This is a genomic window from Pseudomonas sp. PL-6 (genome assembly GCF_054110165.1).
On the sequence record NZ_CM134189.1, the window covers coordinates 876735 to 896589 of the forward strand.

General features: G+C 68.0%; 15 protein-coding genes. 4 read left to right on the forward strand and 11 right to left on the reverse strand.

Annotated features, from left to right (window positions below):
• Nucleotides 1-101 precede the first annotated feature (101 nt).
• Together ACW9UL_RS03895 and ACW9UL_RS03900 are read left to right on the forward strand one after the other, a co-directional pair.
• Nucleotides 102-3611, forward strand: coding sequence for a response regulator (locus ACW9UL_RS03895; protein WP_457789008.1), 3510 nt, complete (start codon nucleotides 102-104; stop codon nucleotides 3609-3611).
• 14 nt (nucleotides 3612-3625) lie between these two features.
• Entirely contained in the window at nucleotides 3626-4813 is a 1188-nt protein-coding gene (locus ACW9UL_RS03900; protein WP_457789010.1) for a response regulator, read from the forward strand.
• A gap of 139 nt (nucleotides 4814-4952) precedes the next feature.
• Here the strand turns inward: ACW9UL_RS03900 and ACW9UL_RS03905 are convergent, their stop codons facing one another.
• The 11 genes from ACW9UL_RS03905 to ACW9UL_RS03955 all read right to left on the reverse strand — a co-directional run bounded on the left by ACW9UL_RS03905 (nucleotide 4953) and on the right by ACW9UL_RS03955 (nucleotide 17843).
• Nucleotides 4953-5924: a peptide ABC transporter ATP-binding protein gene (locus ACW9UL_RS03905; protein WP_457789012.1), complete on the reverse strand. Its 972-nt coding sequence runs from the start codon at nucleotides 5922-5924 to the stop codon at nucleotides 4953-4955.
• Nucleotides 5921-6901, reverse strand: a complete 981-nt coding sequence (locus ACW9UL_RS03910) for an ABC transporter ATP-binding protein (protein WP_457789014.1) — start codon at nucleotides 6899-6901, stop codon at nucleotides 5921-5923. Before ACW9UL_RS03910 ends, ACW9UL_RS03905 begins: the two co-directional genes overlap by 4 nt.
• Before the next feature lie 141 nt (nucleotides 6902-7042).
• Nucleotides 7043-7945, reverse strand: a complete 903-nt coding sequence (locus tag ACW9UL_RS03915) for an ABC transporter permease subunit (RefSeq protein WP_457789016.1) — start codon at nucleotides 7943-7945, stop codon at nucleotides 7043-7045.
• 117 nt (nucleotides 7946-8062) lie between these two features.
• On the reverse strand, nucleotides 8063-9073 hold the full coding sequence (locus ACW9UL_RS03920) for an ABC transporter permease subunit (RefSeq protein ID WP_021442279.1): 1011 nt from the start codon (nucleotides 9071-9073) through the stop codon (nucleotides 8063-8065).
• Nucleotides 9074-9209: 136 nt separating this feature from the next.
• Nucleotides 9210-10808 carry an ABC transporter substrate-binding protein gene (locus ACW9UL_RS03925; RefSeq protein WP_457789023.1) on the reverse strand — a complete coding sequence of 533 codons (1599 nt, stop codon included), beginning with the start codon at nucleotides 10806-10808 and terminating at the stop codon, nucleotides 9210-9212.
• A 53-nt stretch (nucleotides 10809-10861) separates the two neighbouring features.
• Nucleotides 10862-12460 carry an ABC transporter substrate-binding protein gene (locus tag ACW9UL_RS03930; protein WP_457790906.1) on the reverse strand — a complete coding sequence of 533 codons (1599 nt, stop codon included), beginning with the start codon at nucleotides 12458-12460 and terminating at the stop codon, nucleotides 10862-10864.
• Nucleotides 12461-12685: 225 nt separating this feature from the next.
• The gene (locus tag ACW9UL_RS03935; protein ID WP_457789025.1) at nucleotides 12686-13396 is read right to left on the reverse strand and encodes an SIMPL domain-containing protein; all 711 of its coding nucleotides are present in this window, start codon (nucleotides 13394-13396) and stop codon (nucleotides 12686-12688) included.
• Between the two features lie 121 nt (nucleotides 13397-13517).
• Nucleotides 13518-14072 (reverse strand): DUF922 domain-containing protein, encoded by a 555-nt coding sequence (locus tag ACW9UL_RS03940; protein ID WP_457789027.1) that lies wholly within the window; start codon nucleotides 14070-14072, stop codon nucleotides 13518-13520.
• The gene (locus ACW9UL_RS03945; protein ID WP_122108192.1) at nucleotides 14069-14653 is read right to left on the reverse strand and encodes an IMPACT family protein; all 585 of its coding nucleotides are present in this window, start codon (nucleotides 14651-14653) and stop codon (nucleotides 14069-14071) included. Before ACW9UL_RS03945 ends, ACW9UL_RS03940 begins: the two co-directional genes overlap by 4 nt.
• A complete protein-coding gene (locus tag ACW9UL_RS03950; protein ID WP_021446338.1) occupies nucleotides 14653-15315 on the reverse strand; it encodes a TetR/AcrR family transcriptional regulator in 663 nt (220 codons plus the stop codon). The genes ACW9UL_RS03945 and ACW9UL_RS03950 overlap by 1 nt, the downstream gene beginning before the upstream one ends.
• Before the next feature lie 299 nt (nucleotides 15316-15614).
• Nucleotides 15615-17843: a TonB-dependent receptor domain-containing protein gene (locus ACW9UL_RS03955; protein WP_457789029.1), complete on the reverse strand. Its 2229-nt coding sequence runs from the start codon at nucleotides 17841-17843 to the stop codon at nucleotides 15615-15617.
• A gap of 220 nt (nucleotides 17844-18063) precedes the next feature.
• On the opposite strand from ACW9UL_RS03955, the gene ACW9UL_RS03960 reads away from it, so the two are divergent.
• Nucleotides 18064-18807, forward strand: a complete 744-nt coding sequence (locus ACW9UL_RS03960; protein ID WP_457789031.1) for a 5-oxoprolinase subunit PxpA — start codon at nucleotides 18064-18066, stop codon at nucleotides 18805-18807.
• A 145-nt stretch (nucleotides 18808-18952) separates the two neighbouring features.
• Nucleotides 18953-19840: a PA4780 family RIO1-like protein kinase gene (locus ACW9UL_RS03965; protein WP_457789033.1), complete on the forward strand. Its 888-nt coding sequence runs from the start codon at nucleotides 18953-18955 to the stop codon at nucleotides 19838-19840.
• Nucleotides 19841-19855: the final 15 nt, after the last annotated feature.

Below are 19855 nucleotides of genomic sequence, written 5' to 3' on the forward strand. Positions count from 1 at the left end.
TTTCGATTGTCGGCCCGCCGCCTTGTGCTGCCAATCCGTAATGCGCTTTCAAAGCCGGGCTAGGCTTACAGCCCATCGACGGCCGGCAAGGGGATGCAGGCATGGCGCGTTATGCTCTTTGGGCGCTGGCGTTGCTGCTGTGGGGCGCGCTGGCGCCGGCACTGGCGGCGTTGCCGCTGAGCAAGGCGGAGCAGCACTGGCTAGCGCAGCACCCGCAGCTGCTGGTGGGGGTGGAGCGTACCGGCTGGCCGCCGTTCGACATGGTCGAGGACGGCCGCTATCAGGGCATCAGCGCCGATTACCTGCGCCTGCTCGGCGAGCGCCTGGGAGTGGAGGTCGACGCGGTCTATTTCGACGACTGGGAGCAGGCCCTGGCCGCGCTGCGCGAGGGTCGCATCGAGATCCTGCCGTCGGTGGCGCGCACCCCCGAGCGCGAGGGCTGGATGCGCTTCAGCGACCCCTATCTGGTCAGCAGCAGCCTGATCTTCAGCCGCCCCGAGGTGCCCGTGCAGCAGATCGCCGACCTGGCCGGCAAGCGCGTGGCCATCGAGCGCGGCTATGTGCTGCAGCAATTGCTGCGCGACGAGGTGGCCGGCATCGCGTTCGTCGAGACCCTGAACACCGAGGAGGCCCTGCGCGCGGTGTCGTCCGGGCGCGCCGAGGCCTATGTCGGCGACATGATAGTGGCCAGCTACCTGATCCGCCGGCACAACCTGACCAACCTGGAGCTGCGCGGCGAGTCGGGGCTGAGCAGCAGCGAGATACGCTTCGGCGTGCGCCGTGACCTGCCGCAACTGGTCGACCTGCTCGACCGCGCCCTGGCCAGCCTCGGCCGCGAGGAGCGCGAGGCGATCCGCGACCGCTGGCTGCCGCCGCTGACCGAGTTCAACTGGCGCAAGGCGCTGCAGGTGGGCTGGCCCTACGCCCTCGGCCTGCTGGCGCTGATCGTCTTCGTGCTGGTGTGGAACCGCCGCCTGGCGGTGCAGATCGCCGAGCGCCAGCGCGCCGAGGCCGAGGCCAGGCGCCAGCGCAGCACCCTGCTGGCGCTGATCAACGCGATTCCCGACCCGATCTGGTTCAAGGATGTCGAGGGGGTCTACCGCGGCTGCAACCCGGCCTTCGCCGCGATCTTCGCGCGCAGCCCGGAGAGCCTGGTCGGCTGCCGCGACGAGCAGCTGTTCGACGCCGCGCTCAGCCGCGAGCGCGCCGGCCTCGACCGCCGCGCCCTGGCCAGCCGCGCGCCGCTGGAAACCGAGACCTGGCTGGACCACGCCGACGGCCGGCGGGTGCTCTACGACACCCTGCGGGTGGCCTTCTACGACGACCGCGGGCAGTTGCTCGGGCTGGTCGGCACCGGCCGCGACATCACCGTGCGCAAGGAGGTCGAGGAGGCCATGGCGCGGGCCAAGGCGCTGGCCGAGCAAGCGGCGCGGGCCAAGGCGGACTTTCTCGCCAACATGAGCCACGAGATCCGCACGCCGATGAACGCGATCATCGGCATGTCGCACCTGGCGCTGAAGACCGACCTCGACCCGCGCCAGCGCGACTACCTGAACAAGATCCAGCAGGCCGGCCAGCACCTGCTCGGGGTGATCAACGACATCCTCGATTTCTCCAAGATCGAGGCCGGCAAGGTCAGCGTCGAGTGCATCGAGTTCGACCTCGAGCAGGTGCTCGACAACCTGGCCAACCTGATCGGCGACAAGGCCGCGGCCAAGGGCCTGGAGCTGCTGTTCCGCCTCGATCCGCAGGTGCCCTGCAGCCTGCTCGGCGACCCGCTGCGGCTGGGGCAGATCCTGATCAACTACGCCAACAATGCGGTGAAGTTCACCGCCGAGGGCGAGGTGGAGGTGCGCATCGAACTGGAGCGGCGCGACGGCAAGCAGGTCTGGTTGCTGTTTTCGGTGCGCGACACCGGCATCGGCCTGGACGCCGAGCAGCAGGCGCGGCTGTTTGAATCCTTCCAGCAGGCGGACAGCTCCACCACCCGCAAGTACGGCGGCACCGGCCTCGGCCTGGCCATCTGCAAGCGCCTGGCCGAAGCCATGGGCGGCGAGGTCGGGGTGGACAGCCAGGTTGGCGTCGGCAGCCGCTTCTGGTGCCACCTGCCGTTCACCCTGGCCAGTCGCCAGCGCCCGGCGCTGCAGCCGCAGGCCGATCTGCGCGGGCGGCGGGTGCTGGTGGTGGACGACAACGACAATGCCCGCCAGGTGCTTGCCGAGCTGCTGAGCAGCATGACCTTTCGCGTCGCCGAGGCCGCAGACGGCGTGCAGGCGCTGGCCCTGGTACGCCAGGCGCAGGCCGCCGGCGAGGGCTTCGAGCTGCTCTTCATCGACTGGCAGATGCCCGGCATGGACGGTCTGGAGCTGGCCCGGCGGGTGCGCGCGCTGGCGCTGACGCCGCCGCCCAAGCTGCTGATGGTCAGCGCCCACGGCCGCGAGGAGCTGCTGCAGGGCGCGCAGCGGGTCGGCGTCGAGGACGTCCTGCTCAAGCCGCTCAACCCCTCGCTGCTGTTCGATGCGGCGATGCGCTGCCTGGGCGGCAACGGCGGGCTGAGCAGCTATGCGCGCAGCGGCGTGGGTGAGGCGGTACCGGATTTCGCCGGCCGCCGCGTGCTGCTGGTGGAGGACAACGAGCTGAACCAGGAAGTGGCCAGCGGCCTGCTGCAGGAGGCCGGGCTGCAGGTTGAGGTGGCCGGCGACGGCGCGCAGGCCATCGAGCGCCTGCAGGCGGCGGCGGACGAGCATTACCAGCTGGTGCTGATGGACATGCAGATGCCGGTGCTCGACGGTCTGGCGGCCACCCGCGTGCTGCGCGCCCAGCCGCGCTTCGCCGCGCTGCCGATCCTGGCCATGACCGCCAACGCCCTGGACGCCGACCGCCAGGCCTGTCTGGACGCGGGGATGAACGATCACCTGAGCAAGCCCATCGAGCCGGCCACGCTCTGGGCCACCTTGCAGCGCTGGCTGCCGGCGGCCGCGACGGTCGTCAACGCACCGACAGAGCCGACCGATCTCGGTTTCGCGCTGCCGGGCGTGGACGTGGCCAGCGGCCTGCGCCGGGTGCTGGGCAAGCGCGTGCTGTACCTGGAGCTGCTCGGCAAGTTCGCCGCCGGGCAGGGCGAGTTCCCCGCGCAGCTGCGCGCCGCCTTGGCCGATGCCGACGGCGCGCGCGCCGAGCGTTTGGCCCACACCTTCAAGGGCCTGGCCGGCAACATCGGCGCCGGCGCCTTGCAGGCGCAGGCCGCGGCGCTGGAGCAGGCCCTGCGGCAGGGCGCCGACGCGGCGCGGATCGAGGCGCTGCTCGGCGAGCTGGAGCCCTCGCTGCAGGCGCTGCTCGCCGCCATCGCCGCGCAACTGCCGGCGCTGCCGGCGCCGCGCGCGGTCACTGTCGAGCCCGGCGAATTGCAGCGGGTCTGCCAGCAACTGGCGCGGCTGCTCGACGAGGACGACCCGCGCAGCGGAAAACTGCTGGAGGAACAGCGCGAAATGCTGCAGAGCGCCTTTAATGAGGGGTATGCCGCCATCGCCCGCGCGGTGCACGGCTACGATTTCGAACAGGGGCTGCTGGCCTTGCGCGAGGCTGCGGCCGAGCAGGGCATAGAGTGCTGAAACAGGGGGATGCGATGGTCGAGATGCTCGACAGGCCCGAGCAGGAGATGATCCTGGTGGTGGACGACACCCCGGACAACCTGCAGCTGATCAGCGAACTGCTGATCGACCGTTACCGGGTCAAGGTCGCCAACAGCGGCGCCAAGGCCCTGCGTATCGCCCAGGGCAGCCCGGCGCCGGACCTGATCCTGCTCGACATCATGATGCCGGAGATGGACGGCTACGAAGTCTGCCGGCGGCTCAAGGCCGACCCGCAGACCCGCGACATCCCGCTGATCTTCCTCACCGCCAAGAGCGAGGTGGCCGACGAACAGCTGGGCTTCGACCTCGGCGCCGCCGACTACATCACCAAGCCGATCAGTCCGCCCATCGTCCTCGCCCGGGTCAAGGCGCAGCTGCAGCTCAAGGCCGCCACCGACTACCTGCGCGACAAGAGCGAGTACCTGGAGCTGGAGGTCAAGCGCCGCACCCGCGACATCCAGAAACTGCAGGACGTGACCATCGAGGCCATGGCCAGCCTGGCGGTGATGCGCGACAACCCCTGCGGCCGGCACCTGGCGCGGATCGAGCGCTATATGAGTTGCCTCGCCACGGCCCTGGCGCGCCAGCAACCGGCGCTGTCGCGGCAGCTGGACGGGGAACGCATCGCCCAGCTCGGCAAGTCGGCCATGCTCCACGTGATCGGCCGCCTGACCCTGCCCGACCGCGTGCTGCTCAGCCACGGCGAGCCGGACGAACGCGATCTGCGCCTGCTCAAGGACGGCGTGATCGCCGGGCGCGACGCGCTGGAACGGGCCGAACGCAAGCTGGGCAGCAGCACCAACTTCCTCTCCGACGCCAAGGACATCGTCTACGGCCAGCACGAACGCTGGGACGGCAAGGGTTACCCACAGGGCCTGCACGGCGAGCAGATCCCGCTGTCGGCGCGGCTGATGGCGCTGATCGGTCATTTCGAGGAGCTGACCTGCCAGCATCCCTACCTGCCGCGCATCAGCCCGGCGCAGGCGGTGACGCAGATCGGCGCGGCCAGCGGCACGCGCTTCGACCCCATGGTGGTGCTGGCCTTCGTCGAGGCGACGCCGGAGTTCATCCGCATCGCCGAGTCCCTGGCCGACGACGCCGCTGCGGTGGGCGTCGAGTTGCAGCGGCTGGAGGATTCGCTGGCGGAAAGCATCGAACTGACCCTGCCGCCGGCGCCTTGAGATGGCGAGGAGGTTTTCCCCCTCGGCACGTAGGTTGGGTTGAGGAGCCGGCGACGAGGCCCAACGCCCCCCATGAGCGCTGCTCTTGGGCTGCTCGTTGGGCTTCGCTGCGCTCAGCGCCAACCTGCGGTTGAGCCTGCTAGCCGTTGATCCGCTCGACATGGTGGCAGGCCACCTGCCGTGCATCGATCAGGCGCAGCTCGGGGCATTCGCCGCGGCAACGCGCGTCGGCATGCGGGCAGCGCTGGTGGAAGGCGCAGCCGGACGGCGGGTCGAGCGGGTTGGGCAGCTCGCCGACTATCCTGATCCTGGGTTTGTGCGGATCGGGATGAATCGCCGGGGTGGCCGACAGCAGCGCCTGGGTGTAGGGGTGCAGCGGGCGGCTGTAGATGGCCTCGCTGGCGCCCATTTCCACAGGCCGGCCGAGGTACATCACCAGCACCTCGTCGGCGACGTGGCGCACCACCGCGAGGTTGTGCGAGATAAACACGTAGCCGGTCTCGTACTGTTCCTGTAAATCCATAAACAGGTTGAGCACCTGCGCCTGGATCGACACGTCCAGCGCCGAGGTCGGCTCGTCCGCCACCAGCACCTTGGGCTGCAGCATCATGGCGCGGGCCAGGGCGATGCGCTGGCGCTGGCCGCCGGAGAACATGTGCGGGTAGCGCGCATAGTGCTCGGGGCGCAGGCCCACCTGCTGCATCATCGCCTGCACCTTTTCGCGTCGTTCGGCGCGCGACAGAGCGGTGTTGATCAACAGCGGCTCGGCCAGCTGGTCGCCGACCTTCTGCCGCGGGTTGAGCGAGGCATAGGGGTTCTGGAACACCATCTGCACGTCGCGGCGCAACTGCTTGCGCTCGGCCCTGCTGGCGTCGGCCACTTCGCGGCCGGCGATCTGCAGGCTGCCCGAACTGGGCTCCTCGATCAGGGTCAGGGCGCGGGCCAGGGTGGACTTGCCGCAGCCGGACTCGCCGACCACCGCCAGGGTCTTGCCGGCCTCGAGGCTGAAGGACACGCCGTTGAGCGCCTGCACCGTTGCCGCCGGCTTGAACAGGCCGCGCGAGACGCTGTAGTGACGGGTCAGTTCTTGGGCTTGGAGTACGCTGCTCATCGGGCCACCTCCAGGGGAAAGAAGCAGCGCGCGGCGCCACGCTCGTGTTGGTCCAGCGCCGGGCGCTCCTCAAAGCAGCGCTGCTGCACGTAGGGGCAGCGTGGCGACAGCAGGCAGCCGTGCGGACGGTCGTAGCGTCCGGGCACGATGCCGGGCAGGGTGGCCAGGCGGCGGGCGCCGGCGCCGTGTTCGGCCAGGCTCCTCTCAGGAAGCGCCTTGAGCAGCGCCTCGGTATAGGGGTGTATCGGTGCATCGAACAGGGTCGGCACCCGGCCCAGCTCCACCGCTTGCCCTGCGTACATCACGCAGACGCGCTGGGCGGTCTCGGCGACCACCGCCAGGTCGTGGGTGATCAGCACCAGGGCCATGCTCTGGTCGCGCTGCAGGTTCAGCAGCAGTTCCATGATCTGCGCCTGGATGGTCACGTCCAGCGCCGTGGTCGGCTCGTCGGCGATCAGCAGCTTGGGTTCGGCGGCGATGGCCATGGCGATCGCCACGCGCTGGCTCATGCCGCCGGAGAGCTGGTGCGGGTAGGCATCCAGGCGGCTGGCGGCGGCGGGAATCTCGACCCGTTCGAGCAGCTCGAGGGCACGGGCGCGCGCGGCCTTGCCTTTCAGCCCGAGGTGCTGACGCAGCACTTCCTCGATCTGGAAACCCACGCTGTAGCTGGGATTGAGGGCGGTCATCGGATCCTGGAAGACCATGGCCAGGTCCTTGCCGACGATGTGCCGGCGCTGGCGGCCCTTGAGGCGCAGCATGTCGGTGCCGTCGAACTGCAGGCAATCGGCGCGGACGATGCCGGGGGCGTCGATCAGGCCCATCAGCGCCATCATGGTCACCGACTTGCCGGAGCCGGACTCGCCGACGATGGCCAGCACCTCGCCCTTTTCCACGCTGAGGTCGAGGCCATCGACCACCGGCACGGCATCGGCATCGCCGAAGCGCACGTAGAGATTGCGGATATCCAGCAGGCTCATCGGCTTGCCTCCGTACCTAGGGTGGACGACGCTTCACCCGTCCACCGTGGTGCGTTCATGGTGGATGAAAAGAGCGTCATCCACCCTACGGAGCTGGGGGGCGCCATGCGCACCGTGATCGTCTTGTGCATATGGGCCTCCTCAGATGGCGTTCTTCAGTTTCGGGTCGAGGGCGTCGCGCAAGCCGTCGCCCATCAGGTTGATCGCCAGCACGCTGAGCAGGATGGCCAGGCCGGGCAGGGTCACCACCCACCAGGCGCGCTCGATATAGTCGCGCGCCGAGGCCAGCATGGTGCCCCACTCGGGCGTCGGCGGTTGCACGCCGAGGCCGAGAAAGCCCAGCGCGGCGGCGTCGAGAATCGCCGAGGAAAAGCTCAGCGTCGCCTGCACGATCAGCGGTGCCATGCAGTTGGGCAGCACGGTGACGAACATCAGCCTCAGCCGGCCCGCGCCGGCCAGCTGCGCGGCGGTGACGTAGTCGCGGCTGAGCTCGCCCATCACCGCGGCGCGGGTCAGGCGCACGTAGCTGGGCAGGGAGACGATGGCGATGGCGAAGATGGTGTTGATCAGCCCCGGGCCGAGGATGGCGACGATGGCCACCGCCAGCAGCAGCGAGGGCAGCGCCAGCATGATGTCCATCAGGCGCATGATGCCGGGGCCGAGCAGGCGCGGGAAGAAACCGGCGGCCAGGCCCAGCAGGATGCCGGGGATCAGCGACAGCAGCACCGAGGCCAGGCCGATCAGCAGCGACAGGCGCGCGCCATGGATCAGCCGCGAGAGCAGGTCGCGGCCCAGCTCGTCGGTGCCGAGCAGGAAACGCCACTGGCCACCGTCCAGCCATACCGGCGGGGTGAGCAGGAAGTCGCGGTACTGCTCGCTGGGATCATGCGGCGCGATCCAGGGCGCGAGCAGCGCGCAGAACAGCATCAGCAGCATGAACGCCAGGCCGGCGAGGGCGCCCTTGTTATGGCTGAAGGCCTGCCAGAATTCCTTCAGCGGCGAGGGGTAGAGCAGGCTCTGGTCGAGGCTGGTGGCGGCGGTCATGGGCGCACCTCGCGTAGGGTGGACGACGTTTCACCCGTCCACCGATGCCTTTTCACGGTGGATGAAAAGAGCGTCATCCACCCTAGGTGATCGATGTGGTTATGCATGGCGCCGTCCTTATTTCTGATGGCGAATACGGGGATTGGCCAGGCCGTAGAGGATGTCCACGGTGAAGTTGACCAGGATCACCAGGCAGGCGATCAGCAGGATGCCGTTCTGCACCACCGGGTAGTCGCGGGCGCCGATGGCCTCGATCAGCCATTTGCCGATGCCCGGCCAGGAGAAGATGGTCTCGGTCAGCACCGCGCCGGCCAGCAGGCTGCCGACCTGCAGGCCGAACACCGTCAGTACCGGGATCAGCGCGTTGCGCAGGCCGTGCACGAACACCACCCGCGCCGGCGACAGGCCCTTGGCCCGCGCGGTGCGGATGTAGTCCTCGCGCAGCACTTCGAGCATGGCCGAGCGGGTCATCCGGGCGATCACCGCCAGCGGGATGGTGCCGAGCACGATGGCCGGCAGGATCAGGTGGCGCAGGGCGTCGACGAAGGCGCCTTGCTCGTCGCTGAGCAGGGTGTCGATCAGCATGAAGCCGGTGACCGGCGGGATGTCGTAGAGCAGATCGATACGCCCGGACACCGGCGTCCAGCCCAGGCCGACCGAGAAGAACATGATCAGCAGCAGGCCCCACCAGAAGATCGGCATCGAGTAGCCGGTCAGCGAGATGCCCATCACCCCGTGGTCGAACAGCGAGCCGCGCTTGAGCGCGGCGATCACCCCGGCGATCAGACCCAGGGTGCCGGCGAACAGCAAGGCTGCCAGGGCCAGTTCGACGGTGGCGGGGAACAGGCTGAGGAACTCGCGCCACACGCTTTCGCGCGAACGCAGCGACTCGCCCAGATTGCCGCTGGCGAGCTGGCCGATGTAGTCGAAGTACTGCTCATGCAGCGGCTTGTTCAGCCCCAGGCGCTCCATGGCCTGGGCGTGCATCTCCGGGTCGACGCGGCGTTCGCCCATCATCACTTCCACCGGGTCGCCGGGGATCAGGCGGATCAGGGCGAAGGTCAGCAGGGTGACGCCGAAGAAGGTGGGGATCAAAAGCCCCAGGCGTCTGGCGATAAAGGACAGCATCAGGCGGTTCTACTCCGTGGCGGGATGCGGGTGCCGGACTGCATGGTCCGGCGTTGTTGTGGTCGTGTCGTAGCCCGGATGCAATCCGGGGATAGGGCGCGAGAGTAGTCCCGGATCGCATCCGGGCTAGGGTTGTTCATGGCAGCTTCACCCTGGCGAAATTGTTCGACCCCAGCGGGCTGAGCACGAAGCCCTCGACACCCTTGCGCAGCGCGGCGAACTGCTTGGGGTGGGCCAGGGCGATCCAGGGCGCCTGCTTATGGAAGATCGCCAGGGCCTGGCGATACAGCGCGGCGCGTTTTTCCTGCTCGGGCTCGCGGCGCGCCTGGGTGATCAGCGCGTCGAAGGCCTTGTCGCACCAACCCGCCTGATTCTCGCCGCTCTCGGCGGCGGCGCAGGACAGGTTGGGGGTGAGGAAGTTGTCCGGGTCGCCGTTGTCGCCGGCCCAGCCCATGAACACCAGGTCGTGCTCGCCGTTCTTGGCGCGCTTGATCAGCTCGCCCCACTCGAACACGCGGATGTCGCTGCGGATGCCGATGGCGGCGAGATCGGCCTGCAGCATCTGCGCGCCGATGCCCGGGTTGGGGTTGGTCGGCCCGCCACCGGGGCGGGTCCAGATCGACAGGGCGAAGCCATCGCCATGACCGGCCTCGGCCAGCAGGGCCTTGGCCCGTTCAACGTCATGCGGCCAGTCCGCGAGCTCGGGGTCATGGCCCCAGAGCGTCGCCGGGTAGGGCGCCACGGCCGGCGTGGCGTTGCCTTCGCCGTACTGCGCGCGGATATAGGCAGCCTTGTCGAACGCCAGATTCAGCGCCTGGCGCACGCGCACGTCGTCCAGCGGCGGGTGACGGGTGTTGATGCCGATATAGGCGGTCAGCAGCGAGTCCAGCTCCAGCACCTGCAGTCTGGCGTCGGCCTTGAGCGCCGGGATGTCCACTGGGCGCGGGTAGAGGGCGATCTGGCAGTCGCCGGCCTTGAGCCGCTGCTGGCGCACGTTGGGTTCGGGGGTGATGGCCAGCACCAGGCGCTCGATCGCTGGCGCGCCATCCCAGTACTCCGGGTTGCCGCGAAAGCGCACCTGGGCGTCCTTGGCATAGCGCTCGAAGACGAAGGGGCCGGTGCCAACCGGCTGACTGTTGAGCCGCTCGGGTTTGTTCGCGGCGAGCAGATGCTCGGCATACTCGGCCGAATAGATCGAGGCGAAGCCCATGGCCAGGTTGGCCAGGAAGGGCGCCTCGGGATGCCTGAGGACGAAGCGCACCCGATGTTCGTCGAGCTTGTCGATGCGCTCGATCAGCTTTGCCAGGCCCATGGCCTCGGCATAGGGGAAACCGCGCAGCGACAGCTTGTGCCAGGGGTGATTCGGATCGAGCTGGCGCTGGAAGCTCCACAGCACGTCGTCGGCATTGAACGCGCGCGTGGGCGTGAAGTCGTTGTTGGCGTGAAATTTCACCCCCTGGCGCAGGGTGAAGCTGTAGCTCAGGCCGTCGGCGGAGATTTCCCAGCTTTCTGCCAGCGCCGGCACCAGCTCGGTGCTGCCGGGGGCGAAGGCCACCAGGCGTTCGAACAGGGTCTCGGCCGTGGCATCGGCGGTGGTCGCGGCGGTGTACTGGACGATATCGAAACCTTCCGGGCTGGCTTCGCTGCACACCACCAGATTATTCGCCGCCTGGACCTGTGCGCACAGCAAAGCGGCCAGCAGCAGGCCGCCGCGCTTAAAGGGCATGGAAGACATGTGAACTCCTGATCCGGGTAGAAACGGCGCACCCGCAGGCGCGCCGCCTGCCATCACTGGGCGATACCTACACCATAGAAGGAGTTGAGCGCGAAGGGGCTGATGCGGAAGTCCTGCACCTCCTTGCGCATCGGCTGGTACACGGTGGAGTGCGCCAGCGGGGTGATCGGCACCTCGCGCTTGAGGATCACCTGCGCCTGCCGGTACAGCTCGGTACGCTCGGCCTGGTCGGTGGTGCGCTTGGCAGCCTTGACCAGCTTGTCGTAGTCCTCGAAGCACCACTTGGAGAAGTTGTTGCCGTCGACCGCGTCGCAGCCGTAGAGGGTGCCGAGCCAGTTGTCCGGGTCACCGTTGTCGCCGCTCCAGCCGATCAGCATGGCGTCGTGCTCGCCGGCCTTGGCACGCTTGAGGTATTCGCCCCATTCGTAGGTGACGATGCGTGCCTTGATGCCGATCTTGGCCCAGTCGGCCTGCAGCATCTCGGCGATCTGCTTGGCGTTGGGGTTGTACGGGCGCTGCACCGGCATGGCCCACAGGGTGATCTCGGTACCCTCCTCGACACCGGCGGCCTTGAGCAGCGCCTTGGCCTTCTCCGGGTCGAAGGCCGGGTCCTTGATGGTCTCGTTATAGGACCACTGGGTCGGCGGCATGCCGTTGACTGCCAGCTGGCCGGCGTTCTGGTACACCGCGTCGAGGATCGCCTGCTTGTTCACCGCCATGTCCAGGGCCTGGCGCACCTCCAGCTTGTCGAACGGCGGGTGGGTGACGTTGTAGGCGATATAGCCGACGTTGAAGCCGGCCTGTTCGGGCATCTGCAGCTTGGCGTCCTGCTGCAGCGAGGCGATGTCGGCCGGGCGCGGGAACAGGGTGACGTGGCATTCGCCGGCCTTGAGCTTCTGCATGCGCACCGAGGCGTCGGTATTGATGGCGAAGATCAGGTTGTCGATCTTCACGTCCTCGGGCTTCCAGTAGTCCTGGTTGCCCTTGTAGCGGATCACCGCGTCCTTCTGGTAGCGGCTGAACACGAAGGGGCCGGTGCCGATCGGCTTCTGGTTGATGTCGGCGGCCTTGCCGGCCTTGAGCAACTGGTCGGCGTACTCGGCGGACTGGATCGAGGCGAAGCTCATCGCCAGGTTCTGCACGAAGGCGGCGTCCACTTCGTTGAGGGTGAAGCGCACCGTCTGATCGTCCAGCTTTTCCAGCTTGGCGATATTGGCGTCCATGCCCATGTCGGTGAAGTAGGGGAACTCGGTGGGGTAGGCCTTGCGGAAGGGATGATCCTTGTCGAGCATGCGGCCGAAGGTGAAGAGCACGTCGTCGGCGTTGAATGCGCGGCTGGGCTTGAAGTACTCGGTGCTGTGGAACTTCACCCCGGGGCGCAGCTTGAAGGTGTAGACCAGACCGTCCTCGGACACCTCCCAGCTTTCGGCCAGGCCGGGCTCGACCTGGGTGCCGCCGCGCTCGAACTGGGTCAGGCGGTTGAAGATGGTTTCCGCCGCGGCGTCGAAATCGGTGCCGGTGGTGTACAGGCCCGGGTCGAAACCGGCGGGGCTGCCTTCGGAGCAGAACACCAGGTTGGCGGCGCTGGCGAGGGGGGCGCTGGCGATCAGCCCGGCGGTAAGCAAAGCCTGGATAACGGCGTTCTTGCGCATCATGACCTCATCGTTGTTGTGGTTGTGATCCTTGAGGAGCCTCTTGTGGAGGCCACCGCCGAAACTATGCAGCCCTTGTGCCCGAGGCAAGCGCGATGTCGCACAGCAAATGGTTAGCGCTACAGCGCTGTAACTTGCTGTCGCATTTATGAAAATTCTGCAGGGAAAAGATGGCGAAACGCCGTTATCTGACGATAACGGCGTGGCCTTGTTGCGGGGCGTGGTTCAGGGCATCTGCACTTCGATGACGCCGTCGGCGCTGACCGTGACCTGGCTGGTGCCTGCCTCGATTTCCGGGGTGGGCGCCGCTTCCATCATCGCCATGCCCTTGGCCGCGTAGTGGCGCGGCATCGGCGGCTGGAAACCGCCGGTGTTGAGGTTGAGGCTGACCAGCTTGTAGCCCTTGCCGCCGAGCGCCTCGGTGGCCAGCTGGGCGCGGGCCTTGAAGGCATTCACCGCGTCCTTGAGCATGGCGTCCTCGCGGGTCTTGCGGGTGTCGGTGGCGATGCTGAAGTCCATGCCGGCCATCTTCATCTGTTGCAGCAACTCGCCGGTCAGTGCCGACAGGCGGGCGAAGTCGGCGCTTTCCAGGCGCACTTCGGCGCGCTCGCGCCAGGCGGTGATCTTCTGGCCCTTGTCGTCATACACCGGGTAGCTGTGACGGCTGCCGAGCTTGACCGAGACGCCGCGCACCTGGCGCACCTGCTCCAGCGTCTGGTTGAGGGTGTTGGTGATCTCGGCGGCCAGCTTGGCCGGGTCGGCGTGCTGCGCTTCGGTATAGAGGGTGACGTGCATCAGGTCGTGGGCGACCTCCTGATTCACCTCGGCGCGCAGGGCGATCTGGTTGTAGCGCGCCTCCTCGGCCAGCAGGGCGGTGCTGGCCAGGCTGGCGGCGGCCAGGGCGAGGGCGGTGGCGATACGGGTCATGGTGCGCATGGGCGGTTCCTTGTCGATGGCCGATGGGCCGTTACGCGAGGGTAGACGAAGCAGAGTGACTGTTCGGGTTAATGGCGGTTCAACTTTTTTCTGTGCCGCGTCGGCACCGGGTCGTGCCGGCTCAATCGTCCAGCCAGGCGCCCTGGGTTTCACCGTGGCCGGTGTCGCGGTCGTAGCGGTGTTCGCGCTCGATATGGCGTTGCAAGGTGGCGTGGGCGCGAGCATTGGCCTGCTGTTCCAGGGTCTTGCAGTCGGCTTGCTCCGGCAGCGCCAGCAGCGCCGCGTCGATGGCCTGCGCCGCCGCCTGGCCGATGCGGTAGTGGCCCAGTTCGTGTTCCTCGAGCGCCGCCAGGTAGCGGGCGAAGCGCTGTTGCTGCTGGGCGTCGCCGCCGTGCAGGCGCGGCAGGGTGATGCTGGCCTGCAGCTGGGTGCTGCTGCGTTCGATACGGCAGCGACCATCGCGCGCCTCCCGCCACCAGAAGCGCCATTCCACCTGCCAGCGGGTGAAGCCGTGGTAGGTCTGGCCGCCCAGGCGGATCGGCGAGGCGCTGTTCAGCGCCTGGCGCAGGCTGGCGTGCGTTTCGAGGTGGGCGTCGTAGTGGCGGTAGTCGAGCTGCTCGCGCACCTCGGCGTGCAGCGGCGCGGCCAGCAGCAGCGGCAGCAGGGCGCGCTTCATGACCGGCGCAGCCGTTCGCGGCCGCGGCTGAGGTCGGCCAGCAGTCGATCCAGCGCGTCCAGCTGGGCGGCGGGCACGGCTAGCTCGAGGCGGGCGCCGCTGGCGTCGAAGGCCTCGTTTTCCAGCAGGGCGTCGAACTCGCCCAGGCGCGCCTTGAACGGCGCCAGTTCGGCGAACTGCAGGTGGCAGTGGCAGGCCTGGCGCGGCACCAGCTCGCGGCGCTCGCCGCCCTGCAGGCACTTGGCCGCGCTGCCGCCGTAGGCACGTGCCAGGCCGCCGGTGCCGAGCTGGATGCCGCCGTACCAGCGGATCACCAGCACCGCCACCTGGTCGCACGCCTGGCCTTCGATGGCGGCGAGAATCGGCCGGCCGGCGGTGCCGCCGGGTTCGCCGTCGTCGCTGAAGCGGTACTGCGCGCCGACCTTCCAGGCCCAGCAGTTGTGCGAGGCACCGGGGTCGCTGTGGGCAGCGATAAAGGCCTGCGCCTCGGCCGCGCTGGCGACCGGTGCGGCGAGGGCGTGAAAGCGGCTCTTGCGGATCTCCTCGCGGTACTCGCAGGGCGCGCTGAGGGTGAAGGCCATCAGGGCTTGGCGGGCGGCGTCAGGCCGCAGCCCTTGAGGATGATCTGGATCAAGTTGCCTGTGGCGGCTTCGAAGTCCTGCTTGGTCAGACGCGAGCGGCCGCTGACGCGGCAGATCTGCGAGGCGAAGTCGGCGTAGTGCTGGGTGCTGCTCCACAGCAGGAAGATCAGGTGCACCGGGTCGACCGGATCCATCTTGCCGGCGGCGATCCAGGCCTCGAACACCGCGGCGCGGCCGCGGAACCAGTCCAGGTAGTTCTGGTTGAAGTACTGCGACAGGCAGTCGCCGCCGCTGATCACTTCCATGGCGAAGATCCGCGAGGCCTTCGGCTGGCGGCGGGAGAATTCCATCTTGGCGCGGATGTAGCGCGCCAGCGCCTCGGCCGGGTCGTCGTCGACGGTCAGGGTGTTGAAGGTGCTGTCCCACAGTTCGAGGATGTTGCTCAGCACCGCCAGGTACAGGCCCAGTTTGTTGTTGAAGTAGTAGTGCAGGTTGGCCTTGGGCAGGCCGACGTTCTGCGCGATGGTGTTCATGCTGGTGCCCTTGAAGCCGTGGCGGGCGAACTCCTCTTCGGCGGCTTGGATGATGGCTTCTTCGTTCTTCTGGCGGATGCGCCCGGCGGGCTTGCCGCTGGCGCTATGGGCGGGGACTTCGAAGGTCATGGGCGATTCCGAACTGATCTGGGAGCACAGCGAGTGCACAGATACCCCAGCGTCGCCCGGGTGACAAGCGCAAGTCGCGGAAAAGTGGCGGGAAATGCCGCGAATCCGGGGTGTGCACCAAGGCTGTGCGGCGCTTGCCCGAGCACGCCCCATGGCCGCCCTCGGTACAAATCCCGCCGATAACGCCCGGCCTCGCGCAGGGCCTGCACCTGCTCGCGGCCGAGCCGATCCAGTGCCGTTGGCGCAGGGTGCCGATTCGATAACCCCGGCCGTGCGGCCGGGGTTGGGACGGTGCCGGGTCAGAACTCGAGCACGGCCGACAGCCACAGGCGACGGCCCTCTTCGAGGGTGCCGGTGGTGGATTGGGCGATCTGCGTGTAGTAGGAGGCCCAGCCGCTGGCGCCGGTATTGGTGGTGTAGCTCTCGCCGTCGAGGAAGTCCTTGTCGAACAGGTTGTAGAGGGTGGCGTTGAGGGTGAGGTTCTGCGACGCCTTGAACGAGCCGCCGAGGTGGAACAGCTCGTAGGCCTTGAGGTCGCCGACCTGATCCTGCAGCGCCTGGTTGGCGGCCGTCAGGTTGGCGTAGCGCTGGTTGAAGCGTGCCCGCTCGCCGCGGTACTCGCCCTTGAACCACAGGCTCAGGCGCTCGGTTGCATGCCAGTTGAGGCTGGCGTTGAGCATGTGCTGCGGCGTGTTGGTCAGCGGCGCGCCCTTGTCGGCGCCGCTGCTCTGCTCGCTGTCGGTGTAGGTGTAGTTGCCGGCCAGGGTCCAGCCCGCGGCGAACTGCCAGCGGCTGGCCAGTTCCACGCCCCGGGTCTTGGCTTCGCCGATGTTGACGCTCTGCGCGAAGCTTTCCTGCAGGAAGCTGCTGCCCAGGCTGATGCAGCCCGGCTGGTTCGGGGCGCCGGGGAAGTTGCAGTTGGCGATCGTCGCGCCGTCGTCGATCTTGTCCTTGAACTTGGTGTGGAACAGCGTGGCATTGGCGCTGAAGCCGGCGAGGTTGTCGTAGTAGGCGCCGAACTCGGTGTTGGTGGTGGTTTCCGGGTCGAGGTCCGGGCTGCCGATGGTGATGGTGCGGCCCTGGGCGGTGACGCCGTTGATGCCGTCGTGCAGCTGGTTGAGGCTCGGCGTCTTGTAGCCCTTGCTCACGCCGCCCTTGAGCGTCCAGTTGTCGCTGGTGTTCCACACCAGGTAGGCGCGCGGGCTGAAGTGGCCGCCGAAGGCTTCGTGATCCTCGTAACGGCCGCCCAGGGTCAGGGCCAGGTCGTGGCGCAGGCGCCACTCGTCCTCGACGAACAGCGCCCAGGAGGTCTGCTGGAAGTCTTCGTCGGCGATGCCGTCCTCGACCTTGGCGTCCCAGTACTGGCCGCCGAGGGTGACGATGTGCGACTCGCCCACTGGCGCCACCAGTTTGCTGTCGAACACCAGATCGGTGGACTTCAGCAGGCGGTCGTCGCCGCCGACGATGGCCGGGTAGCCCGTGTAGGGCACGCCGACGGTGCCGGGAATGCTGCGCCCCAGGGTCTCGGTGGTGTTGTGGGTCAGGCTGCTGTCGAGGGTGCCGATATCGAAACGGCCGGTGTGCGACAGGGCGAACTGGTCGCGCTGGAAACGCAGTTCGTCCCGGTAGCCGTTGGCGAGGGTCGGTTGGTCGACGCTGCAGCCGCCGATGGCGTTGCCGCCGCTCTTGCCGTCCAGGGTGCCGAGCTGGCAGTCGTCGTTGTCGTAGACCTGGCGGCCGCGCTCGAAGTCCAGGGCGAAATCGTGGTTGTCCTGTGGGGTGAAGGTCAGGCGGCCGCCGAGGTTGTAGTTGCGGCCCTCCACCGGCGCTGCGCCGCGCTTGCTGACGGTGCTGTCGTCGTCGAACTCGAGGTCGGACTCGCCGCGGTCGTACAGGCTGCCGCGTACCTGCAGGCCGAGCAGGTTGTCGATCAATGGGCCGCTGGCATAGAAGCTGGTGTTGCTGGTGTCGCCGAAGTCGCGGTTTTCCTGGAAGGTGTGATCCAGGGTCAGGCTGCCGCCCCAGGCCTTGCCCACCTTGCGGGTGATGATGTTGATCACCCCGCCCATGGCGTCGGAACCATACAGGGTCGACATCGGCCCGCGGATCACCTCGATGCGCTCGATGGCCGACAGCGGCGGCATGAAGCTGGTGGCGGTCTCGTTGAAGCCGTTGGGGGTGACGTTGCCGGCGGCGTTCTGCCGACGGCCGTCGATCAGGATCAGGCTGTAGTCGCTCGGCAGGCCGCGGATGCTGATGTTCAGCCCGCCGGTCTTGCCGGTGCCCTGGCCGATGTCGACGCCTTCGACGTCCTCCAGGGCCTCGGCCAGGTTGCTGTAGCGCTTTTGCTGCAGCTCCTCGCGGCCGATCACGCTGATGCTGGCCGGCGCGTCGGTGATCTTCTGCTCGAAGCCGGCGGCGGTGACCACCACGTCGCCGAGGGCGACCGGCTCGCTGGCCTGGGCGCCGAGGCTGGTGACGAGGGCAATGGCGCTGGCCAAGGCGCTGCGGGAACTGAGGGCGGACATCGATCTACTCCTGGCGGTGTAAGGATTGGAGGCGAGACGGTCGCGATGATAGTGATTTGCATATAAGGTTCAATCGCGAATGAGTTTCAACGGCGTAAGCAACTTCTGCAGGGCGCGTGGCGACTGGGCTGGGAGTGGGTTGTAAATTTTGTAAATGCGACTGTTTCTCGGCTGAGCCGCCGGCCTTTGCGAATCGCCCGGCGCGCCTTAAGCTGCCGGCATGAACCGCATCCTTCTCAACTGCGACATGGGCGAGGGCTTCGGCGCCTGGCGCATGGGCGACGACGCGCTGGCCATGCCGCTGATCGACCAGGCCAACCTGGCCTGCGGCTTTCACGCCGGCGACCCGCTGATCATGGCGCGCAGCGTGGCGCTGGCGGTTGAGCACGGCGTGCGCATCGGCGCTCATCCGTCCTACCCCGACCTGCAGGGCTTCGGCCGCCGCCATCTGCAGTGCTCGCCGGAGGAAGTCCACGCCCTGGTGCTGTACCAGATCGGCGCGCTGGACGCCTTCTGCCGCGCCGCCGGCGGCCAGCTGGCCTACGTCAAGCCGCACGGTGCGCTGTACAACGACCTGGTGCGCGACGATGCCCTGCTCGCCGCGGTGTTCGATGCCTGCGCCAGCTACCGCAAGGGCCTGCCGCTGATGGTGCTGGCCCTGGCCGACAACCAGCGTGAGTTGTGTCTGGCCGACGAGGCCGACGTACCGCTGATGTTCGAGGCCTTCGCCGACCGCGCCTACCTGGCCGACGGCCAGCTGGCGCCGCGCCGGCTCAGCGGCGCGGTGCACCAGGACCCCGAACGCATCCTCGCCCAGGCCCTGGCCATCGCCCGCGGCCAGGCCTTCCCCGACCTCGACGGCAAACCGCTGCGCCTGCGCGCCGACAGCCTCTGCGTGCACGGCGACAACCCCGAGTCGCTGGCCGTGCTGCGACGCCTGCGGGCGCAGCTGGACGCACTCTGAGGGCGCGGTCCCGGCATTTGCCGCGCTGCCCGGTCGGGCAACTGGTCAGCGCATGCGCGGCGGGAGTCGGCATCTGCCTCGCGCTGTGAGAGGATGGCTCCTGCAAGCCCCGCCCCAGGCCAAAAAGGACCCGTGATCCACGCCGATGAAGACGCCCAAACGTATTGAACCCCTGGTCGAAGACGGCCTGGTGGACGAAGTGCTGCGCCCGCTGATGAGCGGCAAGGAAGCAGCGGTCTATGTGGTGCGCTGTGGCGACGAGCTGCGCTGCGCCAAGGTCTACAAGGAAGCCAACAAACGCAGTTTTCGCCAGGCCGCCGAGTATCAGGAGGGCCGCAAGGTGCGCGGTAGCCGCCAGGCGCGGGCCATGGCCAAGGGCAGCAAGTACGGGCGCAAGGAGCAGGAGCAGGCCTGGCAGAACGCCGAGGTGGCGGCCCTGTTCCACCTGGCCAGCGCCGGCGTGCGGGTGCCCAAGCCCTACGACTTTCTCGACGGCGTGCTGCTGATGGAGCTGGTCAGCGACGGCCAGGGCGACGTGGCGCCGCGGCTCAACGACGTCGAGCTGCACCCGGACGACGCCCGCGAGTTCCACGCCTTCATGATCCAGGAAATCGTCAAGATGCTCTGCGCCGGCCTGGTGCATGGCGACCTGTCGGAATTCAACGTGCTGCTTGGTCCGGACGGCCCGGTGATCATCGACCTGCCGCAGGCAGTGGACGCCGCCGCCAACAACCATGCCTTCAGCATGCTCGAACGCGACGTGCGCAACATGGCCGAGTACTTCGGCCAATTTGCCCCCGAGCTGAAATACACCAAGTACGCCAAGGAAATGTGGGCGCTCTACGAGGCGGGCAAACTGCAGCCGAACAGCCAGCTGACCGGCGAATTCGCCGAAGCCGAAGACGCCGCCGATATCGACGCGGTGATGCGCGCGATCAAGGCCGCCCTGGCCGAAGAGGCACGGCGCCAGGCCTTGCTCAATGCCGAAGACGCGCCCAAGGACGCCGAACCGACGCCACCCTGGATGCGCTGAGCCGGAGGGCGCATC